The 25,388-nt window shown below is 62.5% G+C and carries 20 protein-coding genes; 10 read left to right on the forward strand and 10 right to left on the reverse strand.

Annotation, left to right across the window (positions count from 1 at the left end; genetic code table 11):
• Nucleotides 1–28: 28 nt before the first annotated feature.
• From J2857_RS13605 to J2857_RS13630, 6 genes are all read right to left on the reverse strand, one after another.
• Nucleotides 29–1,390 (reverse strand): metallophosphoesterase, encoded by a 1,362-nt coding sequence (locus J2857_RS13605; protein ID WP_210010674.1) that lies wholly within the window; start codon nucleotides 1,388–1,390, stop codon nucleotides 29–31.
• An 83-nt stretch (nucleotides 1,391–1,473) separates the two neighbouring features.
• Nucleotides 1,474–3,291 carry a phosphogluconate dehydratase gene (edd, locus tag J2857_RS13610; protein WP_210010675.1) on the reverse strand — a complete coding sequence of 606 codons (1,818 nt, stop codon included), beginning with the start codon at nucleotides 3,289–3,291 and terminating at the stop codon, nucleotides 1,474–1,476.
• A gap of 97 nt (nucleotides 3,292–3,388) precedes the next feature.
• Nucleotides 3,389–4,087, reverse strand: coding sequence for a 6-phosphogluconolactonase (gene pgl / locus J2857_RS13615; protein ID WP_210010676.1), 699 nt, complete (start codon nucleotides 4,085–4,087; stop codon nucleotides 3,389–3,391).
• A gap of 5 nt (nucleotides 4,088–4,092) precedes the next feature.
• Nucleotides 4,093–5,565 carry a glucose-6-phosphate dehydrogenase gene (gene zwf, locus J2857_RS13620; RefSeq protein ID WP_210010677.1) on the reverse strand — a complete coding sequence of 491 codons (1,473 nt, stop codon included), beginning with the start codon at nucleotides 5,563–5,565 and terminating at the stop codon, nucleotides 4,093–4,095.
• A gap of 102 nt (nucleotides 5,566–5,667) precedes the next feature.
• Complete coding sequence (locus J2857_RS13625; protein ID WP_210010678.1) at nucleotides 5,668–6,969, reverse strand: NAD(P)/FAD-dependent oxidoreductase; 1,302 nt, start codon at nucleotides 6,967–6,969, stop codon at nucleotides 5,668–5,670.
• 10 nt (nucleotides 6,970–6,979) lie between these two features.
• The gene (locus J2857_RS13630; protein WP_210010679.1) at nucleotides 6,980–8,419 is read right to left on the reverse strand and encodes a glutamine synthetase family protein; all 1,440 of its coding nucleotides are present in this window, start codon (nucleotides 8,417–8,419) and stop codon (nucleotides 6,980–6,982) included.
• A 126-nt stretch (nucleotides 8,420–8,545) separates the two neighbouring features.
• Between J2857_RS13630 and J2857_RS13635 the strand changes: the two genes are divergently transcribed.
• The 4 genes from J2857_RS13635 (at nucleotide 8,546) to J2857_RS13650 (ending at nucleotide 13,350) form a co-directional block, all read left to right on the forward strand.
• Nucleotides 8,546–9,727: an NAD(P)/FAD-dependent oxidoreductase gene (locus J2857_RS13635; RefSeq protein ID WP_210010680.1), complete on the forward strand. Its 1,182-nt coding sequence runs from the start codon at nucleotides 8,546–8,548 to the stop codon at nucleotides 9,725–9,727.
• A gap of 141 nt (nucleotides 9,728–9,868) precedes the next feature.
• Nucleotides 9,869–10,006 carry a hypothetical protein gene (locus J2857_RS13640; protein ID WP_210010681.1) on the forward strand — a complete coding sequence of 46 codons (138 nt, stop codon included), beginning with the start codon at nucleotides 9,869–9,871 and terminating at the stop codon, nucleotides 10,004–10,006.
• Between the two features lie 220 nt (nucleotides 10,007–10,226).
• The gene (locus J2857_RS13645) at nucleotides 10,227–12,062 is read left to right on the forward strand and encodes a methyl-accepting chemotaxis protein (RefSeq protein WP_210010682.1); all 1,836 of its coding nucleotides are present in this window, start codon (nucleotides 10,227–10,229) and stop codon (nucleotides 12,060–12,062) included.
• A 424-nt stretch (nucleotides 12,063–12,486) separates the two neighbouring features.
• Nucleotides 12,487–13,350: a LysR family transcriptional regulator gene (locus tag J2857_RS13650; RefSeq protein WP_210010683.1), complete on the forward strand. Its 864-nt coding sequence runs from the start codon at nucleotides 12,487–12,489 to the stop codon at nucleotides 13,348–13,350.
• A 13-nt stretch (nucleotides 13,351–13,363) separates the two neighbouring features.
• Here J2857_RS13650 and J2857_RS13655 read toward each other — a convergent pair whose 3' ends face one another.
• Nucleotides 13,364–13,603, reverse strand: a complete 240-nt coding sequence (locus tag J2857_RS13655) for an SMc00767 family acetate metabolism repressor (RefSeq protein WP_038583760.1) — start codon at nucleotides 13,601–13,603, stop codon at nucleotides 13,364–13,366.
• A 79-nt stretch (nucleotides 13,604–13,682) separates the two neighbouring features.
• Nucleotides 13,683–14,972, reverse strand: a complete 1,290-nt coding sequence (aceA, locus tag J2857_RS13660; RefSeq protein ID WP_210010684.1) for an isocitrate lyase — start codon at nucleotides 14,970–14,972, stop codon at nucleotides 13,683–13,685.
• A gap of 204 nt (nucleotides 14,973–15,176) precedes the next feature.
• Here aceA and J2857_RS13665 point away from each other — a divergent pair, with 204 nt between their 5' ends.
• From J2857_RS13665 to J2857_RS13685, 5 genes are all read left to right on the forward strand, one after another.
• A complete protein-coding gene (locus tag J2857_RS13665) occupies nucleotides 15,177–16,595 on the forward strand; it encodes a helix-turn-helix domain-containing protein (RefSeq protein WP_210010685.1) in 1,419 nt (472 codons plus the stop codon).
• A gap of 122 nt (nucleotides 16,596–16,717) precedes the next feature.
• On the forward strand, nucleotides 16,718–17,815 hold the full coding sequence (locus tag J2857_RS13670; RefSeq protein ID WP_210010686.1) for a polyamine ABC transporter substrate-binding protein: 1,098 nt from the start codon (nucleotides 16,718–16,720) through the stop codon (nucleotides 17,813–17,815).
• Nucleotides 17,816–17,889: 74 nt separating this feature from the next.
• Nucleotides 17,890–19,047, forward strand: coding sequence for an ABC transporter ATP-binding protein (locus J2857_RS13675; RefSeq protein WP_210010687.1), 1,158 nt, complete (start codon nucleotides 17,890–17,892; stop codon nucleotides 19,045–19,047).
• 15 nt (nucleotides 19,048–19,062) lie between these two features.
• The gene (locus J2857_RS13680; protein ID WP_210010688.1) at nucleotides 19,063–19,980 is read left to right on the forward strand and encodes an ABC transporter permease subunit; all 918 of its coding nucleotides are present in this window, start codon (nucleotides 19,063–19,065) and stop codon (nucleotides 19,978–19,980) included.
• A 1-nt stretch (nucleotide 19,981) separates the two neighbouring features.
• The gene (locus J2857_RS13685; RefSeq protein WP_210010689.1) at nucleotides 19,982–20,800 is read left to right on the forward strand and encodes an ABC transporter permease; all 819 of its coding nucleotides are present in this window, start codon (nucleotides 19,982–19,984) and stop codon (nucleotides 20,798–20,800) included.
• 3 nt (nucleotides 20,801–20,803) lie between these two features.
• Here the strand turns inward: J2857_RS13685 and J2857_RS13690 are convergent, their stop codons facing one another.
• Together J2857_RS13690 and J2857_RS13695 are read right to left on the reverse strand one after the other, a co-directional pair.
• Nucleotides 20,804–21,040 (reverse strand): DUF6460 domain-containing protein, encoded by a 237-nt coding sequence (locus tag J2857_RS13690; protein WP_210010690.1) that lies wholly within the window; start codon nucleotides 21,038–21,040, stop codon nucleotides 20,804–20,806.
• 40 nt (nucleotides 21,041–21,080) lie between these two features.
• Nucleotides 21,081–22,985 (reverse strand): AsmA family protein, encoded by a 1,905-nt coding sequence (locus J2857_RS13695; protein WP_210010691.1) that lies wholly within the window; start codon nucleotides 22,983–22,985, stop codon nucleotides 21,081–21,083.
• 151 nt (nucleotides 22,986–23,136) lie between these two features.
• Between J2857_RS13695 and J2857_RS13700 the strand changes: the two genes are divergently transcribed.
• Nucleotides 23,137–25,089 carry an acetoacetate--CoA ligase gene (locus J2857_RS13700; protein ID WP_210010692.1) on the forward strand — a complete coding sequence of 651 codons (1,953 nt, stop codon included), beginning with the start codon at nucleotides 23,137–23,139 and terminating at the stop codon, nucleotides 25,087–25,089.
• The last annotated feature ends 299 nt before the right edge of the window (nucleotides 25,090–25,388 follow it).

Genomic DNA, 25,388 nt, shown 5'->3' on the forward strand with positions numbered 1-25,388 from the left:
CCGGTTCCGGGCGTTTTCTTTGTGCGTCTCAGCCCTTTGCCAGCATCTCGGCCACGAGCGGCTTCAGCTTGACGTCCGGCACTTCGGTAAACGCGATGTCCTCACGGCCGAAATAGCTCTTCTGGTTGATTGCCGACCAGTCGTTGCAGACGATCTTGTAGCGCTCTCTGCCCTCAGGCGCTTTCGGCGCGGCATAGAGGAAATCGCCGGTGCGGGCGGCGAGCGGGATATCGCCGTCCTGGTTGCAGCGGGCGAGGATCGCCGCAAGCGCGGTGGCATCCACTTCCGAGACCATCAGCTTGCCCTCGAAGCGCAGTCCGGCATTGTAGTCGAACCGGCTGACATCGCCGGCCGGCAGGCCGGTGCCGAACGAGGTATGACCGATGAAGCCGATATCGGCACCGGTCTTCGCGACCATTGCCTGAACCGCGAAACGTGCAGTCTCGCCGAGCGTCATGGCTTTGACGGTCTTGGCGATGACGGCGCGTTCTTCGTCTTTCAGATGTTTGGCCAGCACAGCCGGGATGAGGTCCTTCAGCACGGCAGAGGACGGGGCGGCGCGGTCGATCTCGATCCGCGCAAGCTCCGGCGCCTTGCCGGCGGTCTTGAAGGTGGCGACCATGATCGCCGACGACCAGGAGCCCGTATGGATATAGCGGGTCTCGCCTTGGTTATGTGTCAGCGTCAGGTGGTCGTGGCCGCCGATCATCAGCGTGCCGTTCGGCAGGACCGGCAGGATGTCGCGATCCGGAACGACGCCCGCATGGCTGAGCACGATATTGACGCCCTCGCCGGAAAGCAGCATCGGCAGGTTGGCCTTCGCCCATTCCACCGGCTTCGGGATGTCCATCATCTCGCGGGTCGGCTTCGGATAGGTGCCGATCGCATCGGTGGCGAAGGCGGCGAGCTTCACCTTGAGGCCGCCGATCTCGATCTGTCTGCCGGCTGCCGCGTATGGCTTGCCGGTACGCTTGTCGACGATGTTGCTGAGCACAGTGACGCCGAGGCCACGGGCGCGCTCGACGAAATGCGCCAGATCGTTGTCGAGATCGGGCTCGTGGTTGCCGATATTGACGACGGTCGGGGCGAGCTTCGCCAGCGCGCCGAGGAAGGCCCAGTCGATCTCACCACCAGAACGGGAAGCAACGACATTGCCGAGTTCGAATATGTCGCCGTTGATGAGGATCACCTGCGGGACGTTGGCGCCAGCCACCTGCTTTTCGACCACCGCAAGCAGCTGGCCCATCCGCTCATAGGCTGAATGCAGGTCGGAAAGAATGATCGCCTGGAAGCCTTCGCCGGCGGCCATGGCGGTCACCGGAACGAAGGGCAGGGCGGTGGTCGACGCAAGCAGCGTCAGCAGGCTTCGGCGAGTAATATTTGGAAGCATGGATCGGTCTCCCAGGCACGTGTTGGCTTGCGAGCTTGATAGAAACCACGGAATACAACCGTGTGACGGAGGCGCTCAATCCCTCAAGCAAACACGCTGGCGCCCATGTCCGCGGTACCGACATGGCGGCGGAAGGGGGCGAAGAGTTCGCGGCCCATGCCGAACTCGTTCTCGGAAAGATCGACGACGACTCCCGTGCGGGCCGCAAATTCCGCAGCATCCACCAGCACTTCCAGCGTGCCGGCGACAGCATCGAGACGGATCATGTCGCCGTCCCTGATCTTGGCGATCGGCCCGCCGTCCGAGGCTTCCGGGGTGATGTGGATCGCCGCCGGCACCTTGCCGGAGGCACCCGACATGCGCCCGTCCGTCACCAGCGCCACCTTGAAGCCGCGGTCCTGCAGCACGCCGAGCGGCGGGGTGAGGCGGTGCAGTTCCGGCATGCCGTTCGCCTTCGGTCCCTGGAAGCGCACGACCGCGATGAAATCCTTATTCAATTCGCCGCGCTTGAACGCCTCCTGCAGCCCCTGCTGGTCGTGGAAGACGATCGCGGGCGCTTCGACGATATGCCGCTCCGGCTTGACTGCGGAGATTTTTATGACCGCCTTGCCGAGATTGCCCTTGAGCATCTTGAGGCCGCCGTTCGACTGGAACGGCGTTTCGATCGGCGCCAGCACCTTGAGGTCGCCGCTCTGGTCCGGGATCGCCTCGCGCGTCACCTGGCCATTGCCATCGAGCTTCGCCTCGACCGTATAGGCCTCCAGCCCGTGGCCGAAGACGGTGCGCACGTCGTCATGCACCATGCCGGTCTTCAAAAGCTGCTTGATCAGGAAGCCCATGCCGCCGGCTGCGTGAAAATGGTTCACGTCGGCCAGCCCGTTCGGATAGACGCGGGCAAGCAGCGGCACGACGTCGGAAAGCTCCGAAATATCCTGCCAGGTGAGCTGGATGCCGGCAGCGCGCGCCATGGCGACGAGGTGAAGCGTGTGGTTGGTCGAGCCCCCGGTCGCATGCAGGCCGACAACACCGTTGACCACCGAGCGCTCGTCGATCATCTCGCCGGCCGGCGTGAATTCATTGCCGAGCGCGGTGATCGCCAGCGCCCGCTTTGTGGCTTCGCGGGTCAGCGCTTCGCGCAGCGGCGTGCCCGGATTGACGAAGGAAGCCCCGGGCATATGGAAGCCCATGATCTCCATCAGCATCTGGTTGGAATTGGCGGTACCGTAGAAGGTGCAGGTGCCGGGGCCGTGGTAGGACTTCGACTCGGCTTCCAGCAGTTCGGTACGGCCGACCTTGCCCTCCGCATAGAGTTGGCGGATGCGCGACTTCTCGTCGTTTGGAAGTCCGGTGGTCATCGGGCCGGCCGGGATGAAGACGGAGGGCAGATGGCCGAAGGAGAGCGCCGCGATGACGAGGCCGGGCACGATCTTGTCGCAGATGCCGAGGAAGACGGCAGCGTCGAACATGTTGTGCGACAGGCCGATGCCGGCCGCCATCGCTATCGCGTCGCGCGAGAACAGCGACAGTTCCATGCCCGGCTGGCCCTGGGTGACGCCGTCGCACATGGCCGGCACGCCGCCAGCGACCTGGGCGATGCCGCCGGCTTCCCGGGCAGCTTCCCGGATGATCGGCGGGAAGGTCTCATACGGCTGGTGGGCCGAGAGCATGTCGTTATAAGCGGTGATGATGCCGAGGTTCGGCACGACATCTCCTGCGAGCGCGTCCTTCTCGGTGGGGGAACAGACCGCAAATCCGTGGGCGAGATTGCCGCAGGAGAGCGTCGATCTGTGCGGACCCCGCGTGGCCGCCCGCCGCAAGCGGTCGAGATAGGCTTCACGATGGGGTTTCGAGCGTTCGACGATACGGGCGGTGATTGCCTCGATGCTGGAATGAGCGGCCATGGTCTTGTCCTCTTGTGCGCAACCCCGGCTCGGGAGGGACAGGACCTTCGGAAAGGCCCTAAGCCACCGGGATTGCTCGCGTTGAAAGGTCGGCGCTTTAAGGCGCCCAGAAAATCTGCAGCGGCGACGAGGCTCGGTTAAGCACGGCGCGGATCGGCATGTCCGTTTCGTCGGAGCCGGCCTTTGCCGCTTCGAGCACGTCCTTCTTGCCCTGGCCTTCAATATGCAGCGCCAGGAAACGGGCATCCGCAAGGCTGGCAAAAGAGAAAGTCAGCCGCTCTTCGCCGGCACCTTCCGCCTGCATGGTCAGAACGCCGCGCGGCCCGGAAAGATCGAGTGCCCGGGCAAGATTGTTCCCATGAGGGAAGAAAGAAGCCGTATGGCCGTCTCCCCCCATGCCGAGGATCGCCACGTCGAACGGATTGCCGATGCCAGCTGTCTTTTCGGTCGCGATGACGGCTGCTTCATCGATCGACGGCGCTTCATAGTAGAGAGGTATGAACCTGGCGGCAGCCGCCTTGTCCTTCAGAAGATGCGTCGACACCAGAAGATGGTTGGAACGCGGGCTGTCTGCCGGCACGAACCGTTCGTCGACCAGCGTCACCGTTACCTTGCCCCAGTCGATATCGCGGGTCGCCAGTGCCTCGAAGAACTTCTTCGGGGTAGAGCCGCCCGAGACCGCGATCGAGGCGGTGCCCCGGTCGCGGATCGCGGTTTCAAGGTGTGCCGCAACCTCGTCCGCCAGGCTGGCGGCGAGGGCGGCGGCATCGGCAAATTCATGCATGTTCGCGGACATGGCCCTTAACCTTCATGCCATGTCCGGCCGTCGCGCTCGATGAGAGCGATCGCCTGGCTTGGACCCCAGGTGCCGGCGGTATAACCCTGCACCTGCTGGCCGGCAGCTTCCCAGCCTTTCAGGATCGGATCGACCCAGCGCCATGCGGCTTCCACTTCGTCGCGACGCATGAACAGCGTCTGGTTGGAGCGGATCGTGTCGGTCAACAGGCGCTCGTAGGCATCCGGATTGCGCACCGAGAAGGCTTCCGCAAAACTCATGTCGAGCGAGACATTGCGAAGCCGCATGCCGCCCGGGCCTGGGTCCTTAATCATCAGCGACTGCTTGACGCCTTCATCCGGCTGCAGGCGGATGATCAACTGGTTGGCGGAAATACGGCCGGCGGCTGAGTCGAAGATATTGTGCGGGATCGGCTTGAAGGTGATGACGATCTCGGACATGCGGGCTGCGAGCCGCTTGCCCGTGCGGATGTAGAAGGGAACGCCGGCCCAGCGCCAGTTGCCGATCTCGGCCTTGATGGCGACGAAGGTCTCGGTGTTGGAAACGCCGCCTTCGAGCTCGTCGAGATAGCCCTTGACCGGACCGCCGGCGGAAGCGCCGGCGCGGTACTGGCCGCGCACCGTCATCTGTTCACAATTGGCCTCGGTGATAGGCTTCAGGGCGCGCAGCACCTTGAGCTTTTCGTCGCGCACCGATTCCGAATTCATCGAGGAGGGCACTTCCATGGCGACAAGGCAGAGGAGCTGCAGGATGTGGTTCTGAACCATGTCGCGCAGTGCGCCGGCCGTGTCGTAATAACCGGCGCGGCCTTCAAGCCCGACCGCTTCGGCGACCGTGATCTGCACATGGTCGATATGGTCGGCATTCCACAGCGGCTCGTAGAGCGCGTTGGCGAAACGCAGCGCCATCAGGTTCTGCACCGTCTCCTTGCCGAGATAGTGGTCGATGCGGAAGATCTGGTCTTCGTGGAAAGCCTTGCCGATCATGTCGTTCAGCTGCAGCGCCGACGCGAGGTCTCGGCCGATCGGCTTTTCGACGACGATGCGGGTCGATTTGGTGATCAGCTTGTGGTCGCGGATCTTTTCAGAGATTGGGCCGAAAATGCCCGGGGCGACGGCGAGATAGAAGACGCGGATGCGCTCCTTGCCGTCGTCGAGCAGCTTCTTGAGTTCCGCCCAACCCCCGTCGGCCTTGGCATCGACCGAGATGTAATAGATCCGCTGGAGGAATTTCTGGACTTCCGCTTCGTCGTATTCGCCCTTTTTCAGATGCTCCTTCAGGGCATCTTGTGCGAACTTACGGTAATCCTCATGCGAAAGCGCGCTGCGCGAGGCGCCGATGATGCGGGTTGGCTCGGTGAACTGGCCCTCGATCTGCCGGTGGTAGAGGGCCGGGAGGAGCTTGCGTTCCGCAAGGTCGCCGGTACCGCCGAACACGATACAATCAAAGGGTTCAACTGGGATGATCTGGCTGCTCATCGCTGTTCTTTCGTCCTGCATGGTTGGGTGCATACTTATTCTAATCGATTTAAAAAGGCTAGCCCGAATTGGCTTTTCAAGTGTGTTACGGACCCTGCTTTGTCAGAGCCTGTCGCGCAGCGCAAACCACGTGAGAGCAAGGAAAAGCAGTGGGGTCCGCATGCGAGGCCCGCCCGGGAAGGCGGGAATTTTAAGCGCGGCGAGGTGGTCGAGATCCGTCGCCTTGCCGCCGACCATATCAGCATAAAGTTTGCCACAATAGTTTGACAGCATCACGCCGTGGCCGGAATAACCGCCGATCGACGTGACCCCGGGCATGACTTCGCGAACGAAAGGCTGGCGCGGCATGGTAATGCCGACATTTCCGCCCCAGGCATGGGTGATTTCAACGTCTTTCAGCGCCGGATAGGTATCGACGATCTGCCTGCGGATGGCGTTCGCCGTGTCTGCCGGGTTGCTTGAGGTATAGACCTCGCGGCCGCCGAACAGCAGCCGGTTGTCCCGGCTCTTGCGGAAATAACGCACAACGAACCGCGAATCAGCGACGGCCTCGCCACCGGGGAGGACGCCGGGAAAATCGTCGATCGGTGCGGTCGCAGCGATGAAGGAGCCGATCGGCATGATATGCGCAGCGGTGACCGGTTCGAGATTGCCGATATAGGCATTGGTGGCGATCAGTACCTGGTCGGCCGTCAGCGTGCCCCTCGGCGTCCGGACCAGGATCTTACCGCCGGGTCCGTTTCTCGTCTTCTCGATCGCCGTGGCCGGCGTCATCTCGAAAATCTGAGCACCGGCTGAGGCCGCCACGCGGGCAAGCCCGACCAGCAGCTTCAACGGATGGATATGGCCGGTGCCGGTATCGCGGACGCCGCAATAATAGTCTTTCGTGCCGAGCCGCTCGGCCGTCTCCTGGCCGTCCATGAACGAGAGATGCGGATAACCGTAGCGCTCCGCCGCGATTTCGGCGGTCGCCCGGTATTCCTTCTCGTGGCCGCGTTTGTGGGAGACGTTCATCTGCCCCGGCATGTAATCCATGTCGATGCCGTGGGCTTCGGCAAAGTCGAGGAGATGCCGCTTGGCGTCCTCGGCCATGTCGAACAATGCCTTCGAGCGCTCGTAGCCGATCTCCTTTTCGAGATCCTCCGGCCACCAGCGCTGTCCGGTGCCCATCTGTCCGCCATTGCGGCCGGACGCGCCGTCGCCGAACCGGCTGGCCTCGATCAGTGCGACGGAGATACCGGCCTTGGCAAGGTTGTAAGCCGCCTGCAAGCCGGTGTAGCCGCCCCCAATGATTGCCACATCCACGGATTTCGACCCGTCGAGCGCCGGATAGGCCGGCCGCTCACTGAGAGTTGCCTGATACCAGGAAATCCCCGGCGCGATCGGGCTCTGCCATGCATCCAAGACGCTGCCCTCACACGTTGAGAAGCAGGAATTCCCGCTCCCAGGGGCTGATCACCTGCATGAAGGTCTCGAACTCGCCGCGCTTGACGCCGGCATAGAGGCCGATGAATTCCGCGCTGAAGACGCCAGCGAGCGCCGGATCGGATTCGAGGAGCGATACGGCTTCGAGCAGGCCGCGCGGCAGTTCGATCGATCCCTCGTTGGCGGTATCTTCGGTCGGCGGCCCCGGCTCTATCGCGTTCATGATGCCGAGCAGGCCGCAGCCGAGCGAGGCCGCGAGCGCGAGATAGGGGTTGGCGTCCGAGCTCGGCAGGCGGTTTTCGACGCGGCGGGCGTTCGCGTCCGAGACCGGCACGCGAAAGGCGGTGGTGCGGTTGTCGTAACCCCAGGCATTGTTGACCGGCGCCGACATGTCGGGCGTCAGCCGGCGGTAGGAATTTACATATGGTGCCATCATCGCCAGCGTCTTCGGCACATAGGTTTGCATGCCGCCGATGAAGTGGAAGAATTCCCTCGATGCGGAGCCGTCCGGGTTCGAGAAGACGTTCTTGCCGGTCTTGATGTCGACCACCGACTGGTGGATGTGCATCGCCGAACCCGCCTGGCCCTGCATCGGCTTGGCCATGAACGTGGCGTAGATGCCATGCTTCAGGGCTGCTTCGCGAATCGTGCGCTTGAACATGAAAACCTGGTCGGCGAGTTCGATCGGGTCGCCATGGCGCAGGTTGATCTCGAGCTGCGCCGGGCCTTCCTCGTGGATCAGCGTATCGATCTCGAGGCCCTGCTTTTCCGAGAAATGGTAGATGTCGTCGATCAGCTCGTCGAATTCGTTGATGCCGGCGATCGAATAGCCCTGGCCGCCGAGGATGGAGCGGCCGGACCGGCCTTTCGGCGGGTGCAGCGGATAGTCCGGATCATCATTCTTGGCGACGAGGTAGAATTCGATTTCCGGCGCCACGACCGGCTTCCAGTCCCGCTCGTCATAGAGCTTGAGGATGTTTTTCAGCACGTTGCGCGGCGTATAGGGGACCGCCTTGCCCTCGGTATCGACGATGTCGCAGATCACCTGCGCGGTCGGGTCGGTCTCCCAGGGCACCACCGCCAGGGTCGAAAGATCCGGCACCAGCTTCAGGTCGCTGTCGCGCGGCTCATAGCGGAATGTGCCCGTCTCTTCGGGGTATTCACCGGAAATGGTGTGGCGATAAAGGGCGGACGGCAGCGCCAGCGAGGTGTTCGAGGTGAACTTCGAAGACGGCATCATCTTGCCGCGCGGCACGCCGGCGAGATCTGGCGTGATGCACTCGATGTCCTCGATCCCCCGTGCCCGAAGCCAGGCGGCGGCCTCCCGCCAGTCCGCCACCCCTCTGAGCGAAGTGAGCGTCGGCTGGGCGGTGGCGGCTTTCGCCACGGTGCCGGTTGCGAGGGCGGGGGCGGTTTTTTTGCGCGGCATGACACATCGGGGTGGGGTTGATCGGATGTTCCATCATAACCACGGATTGGCGAATGGCGAGAGGGCGACGCCATTGACTTTGAGTTGCCGATCGAAAACAGCAGATATTGAAACAAGGAGCATGTGGTGACGCGGAAATTCGACGTGGTGGTTCTGGGCGCCGGCGGGGCGGGCATGATGTGCGCCATCCGGGCCGGCGGGCGCGGCCGTTCGGTGCTCGTGCTCGACCATGCCAAGGCGCCGGGCGAGAAGATCCGCATTTCCGGCGGTGGTCGTTGCAATTTCACCAATATCCATGCGGGCGCCAGGAACTACCTCTCAGGCAACCCGCATTTCGCCAAGTCGGCGTTGGCGCGTTATACCCCGCGCGATTTTCTCGACATGGTCGAACGCCACGGCATCGCTTGGCACGAAAAGACGCTTGGCCAGCTCTTCTGCGACGACAGCGCCAAGGACATCATCCGCATGCTGCTGTCGGAGATTAAGGCGGCGAACGTTACGCTCGAACTGCAGAAGCAGATAGCCTCGATCGAAAAGACGCCCGAGGGTTTCCGCATCGGTACCTCAGATGGACCAGTGGAGACTGGATCCCTGGTGGTCGCGACCGGCGGCAAATCGATCCCCAAGATGGGCGCCACCGGTTTTGCCTACGATATCGCCCGGCAATTCGGCCTGAAGATCGTCGAGACTCGGCCGGCGCTCGTGCCGCTGACGCTGGATCCGAACCTGCTCGAAAAGCTCTCGCCGCTCTCCGGCATCGCGGTGCCGGCCGAAGTCCGCCACGGCAGGACGGTCTTTCGCGAGGGCCTGCTCTTCACTCATCGCGGCTTGAGCGGCCCGTCGGTCCTGCAGATCTCGTCCTACTGGCGGGAAGGCGACGACGTGACGCTGGTGATCGAGCCCGATCTCGATATCGCGGCGGTCGTCAAGGCCGCCCGCAAGGCCAACGGTCGCCAGGCTGCGCAGACAGTGCTTGCGGAGGTGTTACCGAAACGGCTGGCTCAGTTCTTCGTCGAAAACCGCGGTCTGACAGGGCATCTCGCCGATCTTTCCGACAAGGCGATCGAGGGCCTGGCTGCCTCCATCCAGAACTGGGCCATCCGACCCGCCGGCTCGGAAGGTTACCGGACGGCCGAGGTGACACTCGGCGGTATCGACACCTCCGAGCTGGATTCGAAGACCATGCAGGCAAAGGCAGTGCCCGGCCTTTATTTCATCGGCGAATGCGTTGATGTGACCGGTTGGCTCGGCGGTTACAATTTCCAATGGGCCTGGGCTTCGGGCCATGTTTGTGGGGAGGCATTGTAGTATAGGTTGATTCAGCACTTGTTAATGTGAGCGCGCCATCCTGCCTTAATGCCAGCCAAATCCTGTGGTTTAAGGCGGGCATGCGCTTCCTGCCGGTGGCGGCTGGAGCGCCGGAGCAACTTGCCTTGGAGTGCCGTTTCCATGCAGAAACCCAGCCGTGCCCGTGCAATCGCAGTCGCTAAGGTTCAGGATAACCAGAAGCTCATTCGCCTCCGTTTTCTCGCGATCGCCATCGGTGCAACGGCCGCGCTCCTCGCGCTTCCGACGCTTTTCTTCTAAGAGAACCCACTCTTCGATCTCACCGTGCGCCTGAACGGCGGCGGTCTCAAGCCAGGCTCGCGGAGCGCCGGCCTATTTGTTTCGTGCATTCCGGAGCTCAGGTTTGCGTCAGCTCCGCGCCTCAGCGGCGTCTTTAATGCGCTATATTCAAATTTAGTAAATTTTCACTTCCGCCGGTGATACTCGGCCAGTTCATAGTTTTGCGGGGAAGCTGGCCTTAATGATCAAAATCCTGCCGTCGTCCGTGGTTTCGCGGATTGTCCTCCTCTGCCTGTTCATGATCTTCGTAGCGGTGATAGCGGTAGGTGGCCTCACTTATACCTACCTGCGCGGGGATATCATGGATACGGCCAAGAACGATGCCCGCAAGGCAATACGCACCATGAGCCTGCTTTACGATCTGGAATTGGATGGCGCCAAGAGCGAGATCCGTGACGGCACGGTCATCCGTGTCAGCCAGGCCGAGAGCGCGGTGAAAGATCATGACATGGTCGATCGCACGGCAACGGCCATCGGCGGCGTCGCGACCCTGTTCGAAAAGAAGGGCAGTGACTATGTCCGGATCTCGACCAATGTGAAGACGGAAAAGGGCGAGCGGGCGGTCGGCACCAAGCTTGCCGCGGAGCACCCGGCGCAGCCGTTCCTGGCGCGCGGGGAAGCGTATTTCGGGCCGGCTGTCTTGTTCGGCAAGGATTTCATGACCGGGTATTTCCCGATCACCGATGCCTCGAACGGCGTCACCGGCCTGCTTTTCATCGGTATTCCGATGGAAGTCTATTTCACCCATATCGCCACCTTGGGCTATATCCTCATTGGCACGTCGCTTGGCGCTCTTCTCGTCGTCGGCATAGCAAGCCTGTTAGCGCTTCGAGCTTTGCTCCGGCCGCTCCGCGTGCTGACCGGCGTCGTGCATGCGCTTGCCCAAGGCAATGACGCTACCGAAATACCCTATGCCGAAAGCCGCAACGAGTTCGGCAATATCGCTCGCGCCTTGGAAGTCTTCCGGGAAGCGGCGCGCGAGAAACAACGGCTGGAGAGCCGCAGCGCCGAGGATCGCGCCGAAACGGAGGCCGAGCGCCGTCGCAACGACGCCGAAAAGCAGCGTGTCGACCGCCAGATCGACACTGCCGTCAGCGAACTGGGTGCGGCTCTGGCCCGCCTGGCTCAGGGCGACCTGTCGAGCACGATCGAGACACAGTACTCGGGCCGGTTGGAGCAGCTCCGCACCGACTTCAACGGCTCCATCATCCGGCTGCGCGACACGCTTTCTCACATCCGCGAGAGCACGCTCTCCATCCAGAAAAGCAGCGCCGACCTAAGCCATTCCTCGACCGAACTTTCGCGCCGCACCGAAACCCAGGCGGCGTCTCTCGAGGAGACTGCCGCCGCGGTCGACGAGATCACTGCGACGGTCCGTTCCTCGGCCGAGCGCGCCCGTGAGGCCGACCGGGCGGTCGCGATCACCAAGAAGAGTGCCGACAGCTCCGGCACGGTGGTGAGCAACGCGGTTGCCGCCATGGGACGTATCGAAGAAGCGTCCGGCAAGATCGAGCTGATCATCGAGGTCATCGACGATATCGCCTTCCAGACCAACCTTCTGGCGCTCAACGCCGGCATCGAGGCAGCTCGTGCCGGCGAGGCCGGCAAGGGCTTTGCGGTCGTAGCGCAGGAAGTTCGCGAACTGGCGCAGCGTTCCGCCGGCGCCGCCAAGGAGATCAAGGATCTGATTACCCAGTCGAGCCGGGAGGTCAGCTCCGGTGCCGGGTTGGTGCAGCAGGCGGGCGAAGTGCTGGCATCGATCAGCCAGCAGATCACCGGCGTCAGCCAGCATGTGGAAATGATCGCGACAGCCAGCCAGGATCAATCGGCGGCGTTGCAGGACATCAACAACTCCGTCAACCGCATGGACCAGATGACCCAGCAGAATGGCGCGATGGTCGGCGAGACGACGGAAGCAAGCCGACGCCTCGCAAGCGAGGCGGATGCCCTGCTTGAACTGGTAGAGCAGTTCCGCATCGATGCGAATAGCCGCTCGGGTTATTCTCGCGCGGCGTGATATCTGCCGATGTCAAAGTGATGGTGAGCGGCACCTCGGGAAACCGGGTGCCACACTGCTCCGGCACCGCCCGGTAATATTGCCTAAAGCAGGAGCCGTCGGAGTTTTGGTCTTCGCCTGCGCCACCGGATGGACTGGAACCAATCTCATGGGCGGCAGCGATGCCGCCCTTTTCCGTTTTATGTCTATCCGTCACCCGCTGCAGGCTGACGAACCAGCGCGGGTAGGGGTGAGCGTAACGTTCGTAGAAATCGTTCTCCGCTGCGATATCGCGACGAACGGGATTTGTTCGGAAGAGGTACGAAAAGGCGGCTGCGACGATGTTCTCATACATCGGAATTCCTCCGTTCGTGGAAATCGTCTCCTTTATTAAACCTGGAAAACTGCTTCTTGTACCGCCAGATTCTCGCTATATTTTTCACACATGAAAAACGTCAATTGGGATGCCTACGAGCTTTTCCTGCAGGTTGCCCGGCTCGGCGGCCTGTCTGGTGCTGCCGGCGCGACTGGATTGAGCCCCGCAACGATCGGGCGGCGGATGCTCGATCTGGAAGAAGCCGTCGGCCGTCCGTTGTTTTTGCGCAGCCGTACCGGTTATCAGCTGACCGCCGACGGATCTGCGTTGTTTGCCCAGATTATGGAGATGGAAGGCGCTGCCCGCCGCATCGAGAGCTGGAAGCGGGAGGGTGCCGGCTCGACGCTGGTGCGGGTTGCCTGTGGCACCTGGCTTGCCTGGATGTTCACTCGCAATCTCTCGCTTATCCGCACGGAGCGCGATGACTTCCGCCTCGATTTCTATGTCGCCGAACGGCGCGCGAGCCTGGCGCACCGGGAAAGCGACATCGGCATCCGCGCATTCGAGCCGGAGGAGCCGAACCTAGCTGCGACCAGGCTCGGCGAGGTTGCCTATGCGGCCTATCGTGCCCGCAGCGCCCACCCCTCGGTTGCCGACCGCTGGCTTGCTGTCTCGGAGGAGGACGCGATTTCCGCCTATCTGCGTTGGCCGCATCAGGAACGGGCAGCGCAGGTGGCGGTCACCGTCAACCGCCCGCGCTCCCTGCGCGATTTGGCGCTGGGCGGGGCCGGAACCGCAGTCCTGCCCTGTTTCGTCGGCGACCAGGACATGCGGCTGGAGCGGGTCGGCGGAGAGATCGAGAGCCTCCGGCACAGCCAGTGGATCGTCATGAACAATGACGATCGCCACCGCCGGGACATCCGCGCGGTGGTCGATCGGATGGTGAAGTTTGTCCGGGTTCACGGCCCGCTCTTTGCGGGCCGCCAGCCCTAGACGTGTCTTCCGGTCACTGCACCCGATTGGTGACGATGACCGGGATCATCAGGTCGCCCCAGTGGCCGTCGCCGCCGTGATGCCGGGCGGAGCGGACGAGCTCCACCGAAACCCCGGCCTCGACCGCCTTCATGATCGCATGGTTGAGGCGATGCAGGTCGTTGGCAAGCGTACGGATCGCCGCCTGCTGGTCTGGGGTCATCGCGGTCGATTGCTCTTCGGCGCGTTCCTTGACGTGGGTCTGGATATTCATGTCGGTTCTCCTCTTTGCAATTGGGTGAAGCCTCTCCCCACCCACCCCCTTGCGGGGAGGGGCTGGGGCGGGCCTTTGACTATTCCGCAGCGGGCCGGAACTGGTCATGCTCGGTGGACTCCTTCATCGCGGTGGTCGATGAAAGCCCGCCTGTGATCGCCACGGAGACGGCGTCGAAATAGCCGGTGCCGACCTCGCGCTGGTGCTTGGTGGCGGTGTAGCCGTTGATTTCGGCCGCGAATTCCGCCTCCTGCAGCTCCGAATAGGCGGCCATCTGCCGGTCCTTGTAGCCGCGGGCAAGTTCGAACATGCCGAAGTTCAGCTGATGGAAGCCGGCGAGCGTGATGAATTGGAACTTGTAGCCCATCGCCCCCAACTCCCGCTGGAACTTGGCGATCGTCGCGTCGTCGAGGTTCTTTTTCCAGTTGAACGACGGCGAGCAGTTATAGGCGAGCATCTTGCCCGGATGCGCCTTGTGGACCCCTTCCGCGAACCGCCGCGCCTGTTCGAGATCCGGCTTCGAGGTTTCGCACCAGATGAGATCGCAGTAGGGCGCGTAGGCGACGGCGCGGGCGATGCAGGGTTCGAGCCCGTTCTTCACCTGATAGAAGCCCTCGACCGTGCGCCCGGCATCGTAATCGACGAAGGGTCGGTCGCGCTCGTCGATATCCGAGGTAAGCAGCTTTGCTGCTTCCGCATCGGTGCGGGCGATCACCAGCGTCGGCGTGCCCATGACGTCGGCGGCAAGCCGCGCGGCTGTCAGGTTGCGGATGTGTGCGGCGGTCGGGATCAGGACCTTGCCACCGAGATGGCCGCACTTCTTTTCAGATGCGAGCTGGTCCTCGTAGTGGACGCCGGCGGCACCCGCCTCGATGAACGCCTTCATGATCTCGAATGCGTTGAGCGGCCCGCCGAACCCGGCTTCCGCATCTGCAACGATCGGCGTGAACCAGGTTTCGACCGAAAGGCCCTTGCCTTCCGCAGTCTCGATCTGGTCGGCGCGCTGCAGCGTCCGGTTGATGCGCCGGGCCAGTTCCGGCGCCGCATTGGCCGGATAGAGCGACTGATCCGGATACATGGCGGATGCAGTATTGGCGTCAGCAGCAACCTGCCAGCCGGACAGGTAGATCGCCTTCAGCCCGGCCCGGACTTGCTGCATGGCCTGGTTACCGGTCATTGCGCCAAGCGCGTTGACGAAGTCTTCGCTACGTAGCAGCGACCACAGCCGGTTGGCGCCCATTTCGGCGAGCGAATAACGGATCTCCGCCGAGCCTCGCAACCGCTTGACGTCGTCTGCGGAATAGGGACGTTCGATCCCCTCGAAACGGCCTTTCTGCGCACCTGGAACCAGTGTGTAAAAATCTGTCATTGCATTCCTCCTATGTAAATTCGTCAGCCGCTCGATGCGTTTTCGATGTGACTATATTTACAGAACTAAATGCTGCACTGCCAGAAAGGATGCCGGATTGACGCCTGGAAAGGGGTTAGGATGTCTTGTCTTTCACAAGGGCTTCTGTGAAAATGTCAAAATAGTAAAGCCAACGGACTTCCCGATTTGTAAAAAGGGTGACAAATGGCAGAGCGAAAGATTTTTGCCGGCCCCCGGGTCCGGCGGGTACGGTTGGGGCTTGGGCTTACCCAGACGGCCATGGCCGAGGCGCTCGGCATTTCGCCTTCCTACCTCAATCTCATCGAACGCAACCAGCGGCCGCTCACCGTCCAGCTCCTCTTGAAGCTCGCCTCCGTCTACAAGGTCGATCTCGATGCGTTGCAAGGCGAGGGCGGTGGTCTTGCGGGGCGGCTACGCGAAGTGTTCGCCGATCCGCTACTGGCGGGTGAAATCCCCGGGGACCAGGAAATCATCGAGGTGGCGGAGGCGGCTCCCAATGCGGCGCTCGGGCTGATGAAGCTCTATCGCGCCTATCGCGAGCAGGCCGCCCGGCTTTCCGATCTCGCCGACCTCCTTGCCCGCGAAGGGCACGAGACCTCGATTGCCGGCACGCGCCTCCCGATCGACGAGGTGCGTGAGACGCTGGAGCGCCGCCCCAACTTCTTCGCGCGCATCGAGGATGCGGCGGAAATCTTCGCGGCCAGGCTCGGAACCGGTGACGAACTGCCCGGCGCCTTGAAGGCCTGGGCGAAGAACGAGCACGGCATCGTGGTGCGCACGCTGCCTGTGCATGCCATGCCGAATCTGCGCCGGCGTTACGACCGCCATTCCATGCGGCTGTTTCTCTCGGAGAGGCTTTCGCCGTTCGACCGGACCCGCGAGCTTGCCATGGAAGTGGCGTTGCTGGCGCTGGGCCAGGAGATCGCCGCCGAACTCGAAGACCTCAACCTTTCCACCAATGAGGCGCGGCGCATCGGCCGCTTCGAGCTCGCCCGTTATGCCGCCCATGCGCTGATGATGCCCCATGGGGCTTTTCTCGCGGCAGCCCAGCGCGCTAGGTACGATATCGACGTGTTGCGCTCGCGCTTCGATGTGTCGTTCGAGCAGGCCGCCAACCGCCTGACGTCCCTCGCGCGGCCCGGTGCGCCGGGCATCCCGTTTTTTCTGATGGAACTCGACCACGCCGGCAACGCGATCCGCCGCGCCGGCGCTCAGGGGTTCCCGCAGGCACGTTTCGGCGGGCTCTGTCCGAAGCTTGGGCTGCATTCCGCTTTCCTCCAGCCGGGTCAGGTTCTCGTCGATAGGGTAGAGATGCCGGATGGCGGGATGTTCCTGACGTTGTCGAGGACGCTCGAAGGCCCCCAGGCGGGTTTTGGCGAGCGGATACGGCGCACTGCAGTCCTTCTCGGCTGCGATCTGTCGAGCGTAGGCGACACCGTCTATGGCGAGGCACTGCCGGGGAGGGCGGCCACGGTGCTTGCCGGCACCGCCTGTCGGCTCTGCGAGAGGCAGGGTTGCCTCTCCCGTGCCGAGCCGCCGGTGACTAGACCTCTCGGTCTGGATGAAATGGTGACGGGCCTCAGCGCCTTCGATTTCCAGTGAGTTTCGCGGCGGCGCACATTCCCCCTTGTGGGGTGTAAAATTACTTTTTACTCTCACGGAAAATATAAGGGAATTAGGCGCGATTTTACGATCGCGCAGAAAAAACTGGAACAGGAGAGATCATGAAAAGTCATTTGCTCAGTCTTGCCGCGGCAGTTGCCGCCACGGCCTTCGCCGCGACGGCTGCCCTGGCCCAGGAGCGCGAAGTCCGCGTCTACAACTGGTCGGACTATATCGATGAGTCGATCCTGACCGATTTCATCAAGGAGACCGGCATCAAGGTCATCTATGACGTGTTCGACAGCAACGAGATGCTGGAGACCAAGCTTCTCGCCGGCGGTTCCGGTTATGACGTCGTCGTGCCGACCGGCCCGTTCCTCGCCCGCCAGATCCAGGCCAAGGTTTTCCAGAAGCTCGACAAGTCGAAACTGCCGAACCTCTCCAACGTGTGGCCGGTGGTTTCCGAGCGTCTGGCGAAATACGATCCCGGCAATCAATATGCCGTCAACTACATGTGGGGCACGACCGGCATCGGTTATAACGTCGACAAGGTGAAGGCGGCCCTCGGCAATGTTCCGATCGATAGCTGGAATGTTCTCTTCAAGCCGGAAAACGCCGCCAAGCTGAAGTCCTGCGGCATCAACATCCTCGATGCATCCGACGAGACCTTCGCAATCGCGCTGAACTATCTCGGCAAGAACCCTGACAGCAAGGACACCAAGGATCTCGAAGCCGGCGGCGCCGTCTATAGCAAGATCCGCAAGTCGGTGAAGACCTTCAATTCGTCCGCCTATATCGATGAACTCGCCAATGGCGACAGCTGCATCACGATCGGCTGGTCGGGTGACGTCCTGCAGGCCAAGACCCGCGCCGAGGAAGCCAAGAACGGCGTCAACATCGAATTCATCATTCCCAAGGAAGGCACGTATATGTGGTTCGACAACCTCGCGATCCCCGCGGACGCGAAGCATGTCGACGAGGCGCATGCCTTCATCAACTACCTGATGAAGCCGGAAGTCATCGCCAAGGCTTCCAACTTCGTTCAATACGCCAACGGCAACCTGGCTTCGCAGAAGTTCATCGACAAGGAAGTCCTGGAAAATCCCTCCGTCTATCCGCCGGAAGACGTGGTCAAGAAACTCTTCACCATTTCGCCATACGGACCGCGCGAGCAGCGGGTCCTGAACCGGGTCTGGACGCAGATCAAGACCGGTAGCTGATCAAGGGCGGGGCAGGCGGAAACGTCTGCCCCGAATACTTTTGGGGCAGCCATCGGGCGAAATGGGGTAAGGGCATGGCGAAATCTCTTGGACCGGTTAAGCGCAAATTTTCTCCCTGGACCGATCCTTCGGCGGTTCCGTTCATTCGTTTCGAAAACATAACCAAACGGTTCGGCACCTTCACCGCCGTCGATAACCTGACGCTCGATATCTACGAGCGGGAGTTCTTCTCGCTGCTCGGGCCGTCCGGTTGCGGCAAGACGACGCTGATGCGCATGCTGGCCGGCTTCGAGGAGCCGACCGAGGGCCGCATCCTGCTGCAGGGCAAGGATATTTCCGGCGTGCCGCCCTATCGCCGGCCGACCAACATGATGTTCCAGTCTTACGCGCTCTTCCCGCATATGACGGTCGAAAAGAATATCGCCTTCGGGCTGGAGCAGGACAGTCTGCCGAAGGGCGAGATCGCGACCCGGGTCGAGGAAATGTTGAAACTCGTCAAGCTGGAGCAGTTCGCCAAACGCAAGCCGAACCAGCTGTCCGGCGGCCAGCGCCAGCGCGTGGCGCTCGCCCGTTCTCTCGCCAAGCGCCCCAAGGTTCTGCTGCTCGACGAGCCGCTCGGTGCGCTCGACAAGAAGCTGCGCGAAGAGACGCAGTTCGAGCTGATGGACCTCCAGACCAAGCTCGGCCTCACCTTCCTGATCGTCACCCACGACCAGGAAGAGGCGATGACTGTGTCCGACCGTATCGCGGTCATGGACAAGGGCCTGATCATGCAGGTGGCGACGCCGGCCGAGATTTACGAAGCGCCGAACAGCCGCTACGTCGCGGATTTCATCGGCGACATCAATATCCTCGAAGGCACCGTCGCTTCGACCGACAGCGCACTCGGCGCACCGGGCAGGGTCAGGATCGATTGCGGCGACATCGCGGTATCGGTCGAACAGGAATGCCCGGCGGTCGCGGGCGACAAGGTCGCCTTCGCGGTGCGGCCGGAAAAGGTCCGCATCTCGCCCGACCAGCCGGCGGGTACCTCGGTCAATGCGGTCTACGGCGAAGTCTGGGATATCGGTTATCTCGGCGACTTTTCGGTTTTCCTGGTGAAGCTCGCGGATGGCCGGGTGGTGCGCGCGGCGCAGGCCAACGTTTCCCGCCTCGTCGACCGGCCGATCACCTTCGGCGACATGGTGTGGCTCACCTGGCCGCTCGATGCCGGCCTCGTGTTGACGCGCTGAGCGGGGGACGAGGAGATGGCAAGCGTTTCCGAAACCCACCCCGCCAACAAACCCAATCCCGCCCGCTGGCTGGTGGTCGCGGTGCCGTACGTCTGGCTGCTGCTGTTCTTTGCGGCGCCCTTCCTGATCATCTTCAAGATCTCGCTGTCGGAGACGGCGATCGCCATGCCGCCCTACACGCCGCTTTTTGACGGGTTCGGCGCAATCGGCGATTTCGTCTCGGAACTCGACTTCGACAACTACCTCTTCCTGACCGACGACCCTCTCTACATCGAAGCCTATCTGTCTTCGCTGCGCATCGCAGTGATCTCGACCTTCCTTCTGCTGCTGATCGGTTATCCGATGGCGCTCGCCATGGCCCGCGCGCCGACGACGCTGCGGCCGACGCTGGTCATGCTGGTCATCCTGCCGTTCTGGACGTCCTTCCTGATCCGCGTCTACGCCTGGATAGGCATCCTGAAGCCCGACGGCCTGCTGACGCTGCTCTTCCAGTCGGTCGGCCTCTTCGGCGCCGACGATCAGCTGCAGGTCTTCCGCACCGACTATGCCGTCTTCATCGGCATCGTCTACTCCTACCTGCCCTTCATGGTCCTGCCGCTCTATTCGGCATTGGAAAAGATGGACAATACGCTGCTCGAGGCCGCGAGCGATCTCGGCTGCCCGCCCTGGAAGGCGTTCTGGAAGATCACCTTCCCACTGTCTCTGCCCGGTGTGATCGCCGGTTCGATGATCTGCTTCATCCCGATCACCGGCGAATTCGTCATCCCCGACCTGCTCGGCGGTGCCGATACGCTGATGATCGGCAAGACGCTGTGGACGGAATTTTTCGGCAACCGCGACTGGCCCTTGGCATCTGCCGTGGCGGTCATCCTGCTGATCATGCTGGTGGTGCCGATCATGATCTTCCAGAACCAGCAGAAGAAGGTGGCTTGAGATGAGATCATCCCGCTTTGACGCCACCGTCCTGACCCTCGGTTTCGCCTTCCTTTACATCCCGATCATCATCCTGGTGGTCTATTCCTTCAACGCTTCCAAGCTCGTCACGGTCTGGGGCGGGTTCTCGCTGCAATGGTACAAGACCATGTGGTCGAACCAGGGCCTCATGGATGCCGCGTGGGTAACGGCACGCGTCGGCGTCATCAGCGCCACGATCGGTACGGTGCTCGGCACGCTCGCGGCTCTCTCACTCGTGCGCTTCGCGCGCTTTCCCGGCCGGATGCTGTTTTCCGGGATGATCTATGCGCCGCTCGTCATGCCGGAAGTTATCACCGGCCTGTCGATGCTGCTGTTGTTCGTCGCGGTCGGCATCGATCGCGGTTTCTGGACGGTCATCATCGCGCATACGACCTTCACGATGTGCTATGTGGCGATCGTCGTGCAGTCGCGGCTGCTGACCTTCGACCAGAGCCTGGAGGAGGCGGCCCTCGATCTCGGTTGCCCGCCGGTCAAGACCTTCTTCAAGATCACCCTGCCGCTGATCTTGCCAGCGGTCATTGCCGGCTGGATGCTGGCCTTCACGCTGTCGCTGGACGACCTGGTGATTGCGAGCTTCACCACAGGTCCCGGCGCTACCACGTTGCCGATCAAGATCTACAGCCAGGTTCGCCTGGGCGTCACGCCGGAAATCAACGCGATCTGCACCATCCTGATCGGGCTTGTCACCATCGGCGTCATCATCACCTCGATCACCACCAAGCAGGCCGAGATGCGGCGTATCCGCGACGAGCACGTCGCAGCCCGTGGTACGACCTGAGGCTCACTCGCCTCCACGCGGTGGCGAGAAGATGTAGATGAGCAGCCAGGCCGGCAGCACGATGACGGCGCCAAGCACGATGCGCGGCACCGACCAGACATAGGCGTTCTCGATCCCGAGCCGGATATCATCCGGCGTCAGATGCAGGAACGCCAGCAGCGACGGCATCGTGATGCCGAAGAAGCTTAAGACGGCGCCCATGATGAGACAGGCGAGCAGCGCCTTGCATAGATCGATCACGAACCGCGCCACCAGATTACCCCCATCCGGTTGATTCGGCTCATTGTAGGGGTTTCGCCGAAGTTTGCGAAACGGGCCAGATGACGGGGTCGGGCCAGGAGCCGCCGATGAAGACCATCAGCGGCGCGGCATTGGTACCCTGCGGGATCGGTTCGACGATCGCCGAGAGCGCGAGGCTGTTGTTGATATAGGGAATTACGCCCGAAAGCGTCAGCGTCTCTGCGGCGCCGGTTATCTTTCCCTCGCGGATATCGGCCGACCCGCCCGCAAGATCGGCGGACATGTCGATATGGTCGAATTCCAGGCTGCCGGTGCCGGCGTCGCTCAGGGGAAAATAGGGCATTTGCGCCGCCAGCTGCCGGATGCCGGCAATATTGACGCCTGAAAGCGAGCCGCGACCCGCGCGGAAGCGCAAGGTACCCTTGGCGTTGCGCCAGGCTTCCGGCTCCAGCGGCCGGTCGACGTCGAGCGCCAGGTCCAACGATCCGCGTGCCGCCGGAAGCGGCCCGGCGAGGCCGAGTTTCCTGACGATATTCCCGAAATCGGCGTCCTGGACAGCAAGGCGCAGCGCGACAGCCCCGGCCACGCCGCCTTTCACAGTAGCGAGCCGGCCAGTCAGCCGGCCCGTCTCGAAATCGCTGTCGGCAATGTCGATACGGGATTGCTCGCCGGTGTTCATCACGCTCACGGCGGCTTCCGAAAGCTGGAAAGGTCCGAGCGTCGCCTGCTGGGCGGAAAGCCTCAGGTCGAGTTCCAGTTCGGCGAGTTGGCCATCGCTGTGGCCGGCGTCTCCCATGGTGCGGGGCGCAATGGCGGCAAGCGCCGCGGAAAAATCCATCCGGTCGAAGGCGAGCGTGCCGGTAAGTCTCGGGGGCTTGTCCGCGGGCAGCAGCAGATCGAGTATGCCGGTCGCCTTGGCGTCGTTCAGGCTGAGGGAGAGGTTGTCGAAGCGCAGTACGTTGTCGCTGGTAACGAGGTGGGTAGCCAGCGAGAAGCTCTTCACGCGTTCCACGCCGGAAAAATTCAGGCCGGCCCAGCTCATGGCCGCCGCGAGGTCAGGGACCGTCAGTTCGGCATCGCCGGAAAGGAACGCTTGCGCCGCAAGGTCGGCGACGCCTCGAAACTGGCCATGAAAGAGGGTGGACGCCACCGTGCCCGAGATATCGCCGCTTTTGCCCGAGAGCAGCAGCAGGGGCTGCGTCGAACTAAGGTCCAGCGTCAGCGCCCGGCCGTTCAGCGCGGCATCCGCCTTCAGCTCCAGGCCGCGAGAAAGCCACGGCCAGTCGAGCGTGCCGTTGATCGACCGGAATCGTGTGACGCGGCCGCTGGCGACGTCCGAGATTTCGAGTGTTCCGTTGGTGATACGGACATCGCCCATGCGCGCATCGTCATCCGTCGTCAGCGCCTGGCCGCTGCCGTCCGGCCGCGCGTCGCGCACCGCGCGGCTGAGCAGCCCGTCATTCGCCCAGTCGAGCCTGCCGTCGGCCTCCCTGAGGACGTAGATTTCTGGGTCTGTGAGCCGAAAATCCTTGAACTCGGGCTGTCCGACCAGGGCCGGCATGAGATCGAAGGAGGCCGAAAGCCGCGAGACCCGGCCGAGCACGCGCTCGCCGTCTTCCGCCTGCTTGCGGATGGTGATGTCCCTGAGCGTGACCCGAGGCTCGGGCCAGAAACGGATATCCGGTGTTCCCTCGATCTCCACGTCATGGCCGGTCCATTCGGCGACCGCCCGCTCCATGCTTTCGCGCACGACGGCCGATGAAATGAGGAACGGTGCGACAACCTGGAAAAGCGCAAACAGGCAGAGGGCGACGATGGCACCGATCAGAACGCGGCGCGACCGCCGGCCCAGCGGGCGGCTCAGGTTCTTCCGCAGATTTCCGATCGGATTGGCGAGCATGATCACCACGCGCATATAGGAAATGCATGCCCCGTGCAAATCCACGCAACGTCCCCCGGCTGTCCTCTTTATCACGCGGTGCAACATGCTATACAGGCCGACACGTCCGGCCCCGAGGGCCGGGCGCGGATGGAGAGAGGACAGGACCCTGGTTTCCGATGCCGGGCAGGGTTCTCCCGGGGGTGGAGGAATGGGAATGGGCAACGAACAGCCGCTGTGGAGTCCTTCGAAGGAAGCGCAGCAGAAAACCCCGCTTTATCATTTCATGGGCTGGTGCGCGGAGCGCTTTGGCAAAAGCTTTCCCGACTACGACGCGTTCTACGCCTGGTCGATCGTCGAGCGCGCCGACTTCTGGTCGGCGGTCTGGGATTTCTGCGGCGTCAAGGGCGAGCGCGGCGAACGCGCGCTGGTCAACGGCGAAGATATGCTCGCTGCCCGCTTTTTCCCCGATGCGACACTGAATTTTGCCGAAAACCTGCTCGCCGAAACGGGCGCCGGGGACGCGCTGATCTTCCGCGGCGAGGACAAGGTGAGCTACCGCTGGTCCTGGGACAAGCTCCGCGCCGAGGTCTCCCGCCTGCAGCAGGCCTTCCGGGTGCTCGGCATCCAGAAGGGCGACCGCGTCGCCGCGATGATGCCGAACATGCCGGAGACAATCGCCTGCATGCTGGCCGCCGCCTCGATCGGCGCCATCTGGTCCTCCTGCTCCCCCGATTTCGGCGAACAGGGTGTGCTCGATCGTTTCGGCCAGATCGCCCCGAAACTGTTCATCACCTGCGACGGTTATTGGTACAACGGCAAGCTCCAGAATGTCTCCGCCAAGGTGAAGACGGTGTCGGAGATGCTGAAGACGCCGGTCCTGGTGGTGCCCTATGCGGGCGATGCCCCGGGGCTTGCCGCGTCGCTTGCCGATGGCCGTACGCTTGCCGATTTCACGGCACCTTACGAGGCGAGGGCGATCGAGTTCGCACCGCTGCCGTTCTCCCATCCGCTTTATATCCTCTTCTCCTCCGGCACGACTGGCGTGCCGAAATGCATCGTCCATTCGGCCGGCGGCACGCTGTTGCAGCACCTCAAGGAACATCGCTTCCATTGCAGCCTTCAGCCCGGCGAAAAGCTGTTCTATTTCACCACGTGCGGCTGGATGATGTGGAATTGGCTGGTCTCCGGCCTCGCGGTCGGCGCCACGCTCTGCCTGTTCGACGGGTCGCCCTTCGCTCCGGACGGCAATGTCCTGTTCGACTATGCTGAGGCCGAGCAGTTCGCGGTATTCGGCACCTCGGCGAAATATATCGATGCGGTCCGCAAGGGCGGCATCGTGCCGAAGGAGAGCCACCATCTCTCGGCGTTGCGGCTGATGACATCGACCGGTTCGCCGCTGTCGCCGGAGGGCTTCTCCTTCGTCTACGAAGGCATCAAGAGCGACGTGCATCTTGCTTCGATCTCCGGCGGTACGGACATCGTCTCCTGTTTCGTGCTCGGCAACCCACTCAAGGCGGTCTGGCGCGGCGAGATCCAGGGGCCTGGCCTGGGCTTGGCCGTCGATGTCTGGAACGACGACGGCAAGCCGGTACGCGGCGAAAAGGGCGAGCTCGTCTGCTCGAAGGCCTTCCCGTCCATGCCGGTCATGTTCTGGAACGATCCCGAAGGGCAGAAATACCGCGCCGCCTATTTCGAGCGTTTCGACAATGTCTGGTGCCACGGTGACTTCGCGGAATGGACCGAGCATGACGGCATCGTCATCCATGGGCGTTCGGATGCCACGCTCAATCCGGGCGGCGTGCGGATCGGCACGGCCGAGATCTACAATCAGGTGGAGCAGATGGAAGAGGTCGCGGAAGCCATCTGCATCGGCCAGGATTGGGATGACGACGTCCGCGTCATCCTCTTCGTGCGCCTCGCCGGCGGACTGACGCTGAGCGAAGATCTGGTCAAGGCGATCAAGGCCCGCATCCGCACCGGCGCTTCGCCGCGCCACGTGCCGGCCAAGGTCATCCAGGTCGCCGATATCCCGCGCACCAAGTCGGGCAAGATCGTCGAGCTGGCGGTTCGCGACGTCGTGCACGGCCGTGTCGTCAAGAACAAGGAGGCGCTCGCCAATCCGGAAGCGCTCGACCTGTTCGACGGTCTTGTCGAGTTGAAAAGCTGAACGGCTGGCGTTCCGAGGAGGCGAGATGCATCGCCACGGCACATCTCCAGCATAAATTCCGGAAATGGGACGCCGTTAACGGGCTATTAAGTCGCTTTGATCAAAAGTGGAGCAACATGGTTTCGTCTCGTGTATGAAATACGCCTAGCCGCGAGCTTTCATAGACATGACGTCTCCACCGACCCTCGTTGGACAGCATTAAACTTCAAAGGCAGCTTCGGCTGCCTTTCTTTTAACGGTAAATGCAACTTAGAGTTATTTTTTGAACTATCGCAACTCGAGGATGGCCGGGAAATTTA

Source organism: Neorhizobium galegae (assembly GCF_017877055.1).
Lineage (GTDB): Bacteria > Pseudomonadota > Alphaproteobacteria > Rhizobiales > Rhizobiaceae > Neorhizobium > Neorhizobium galegae_D.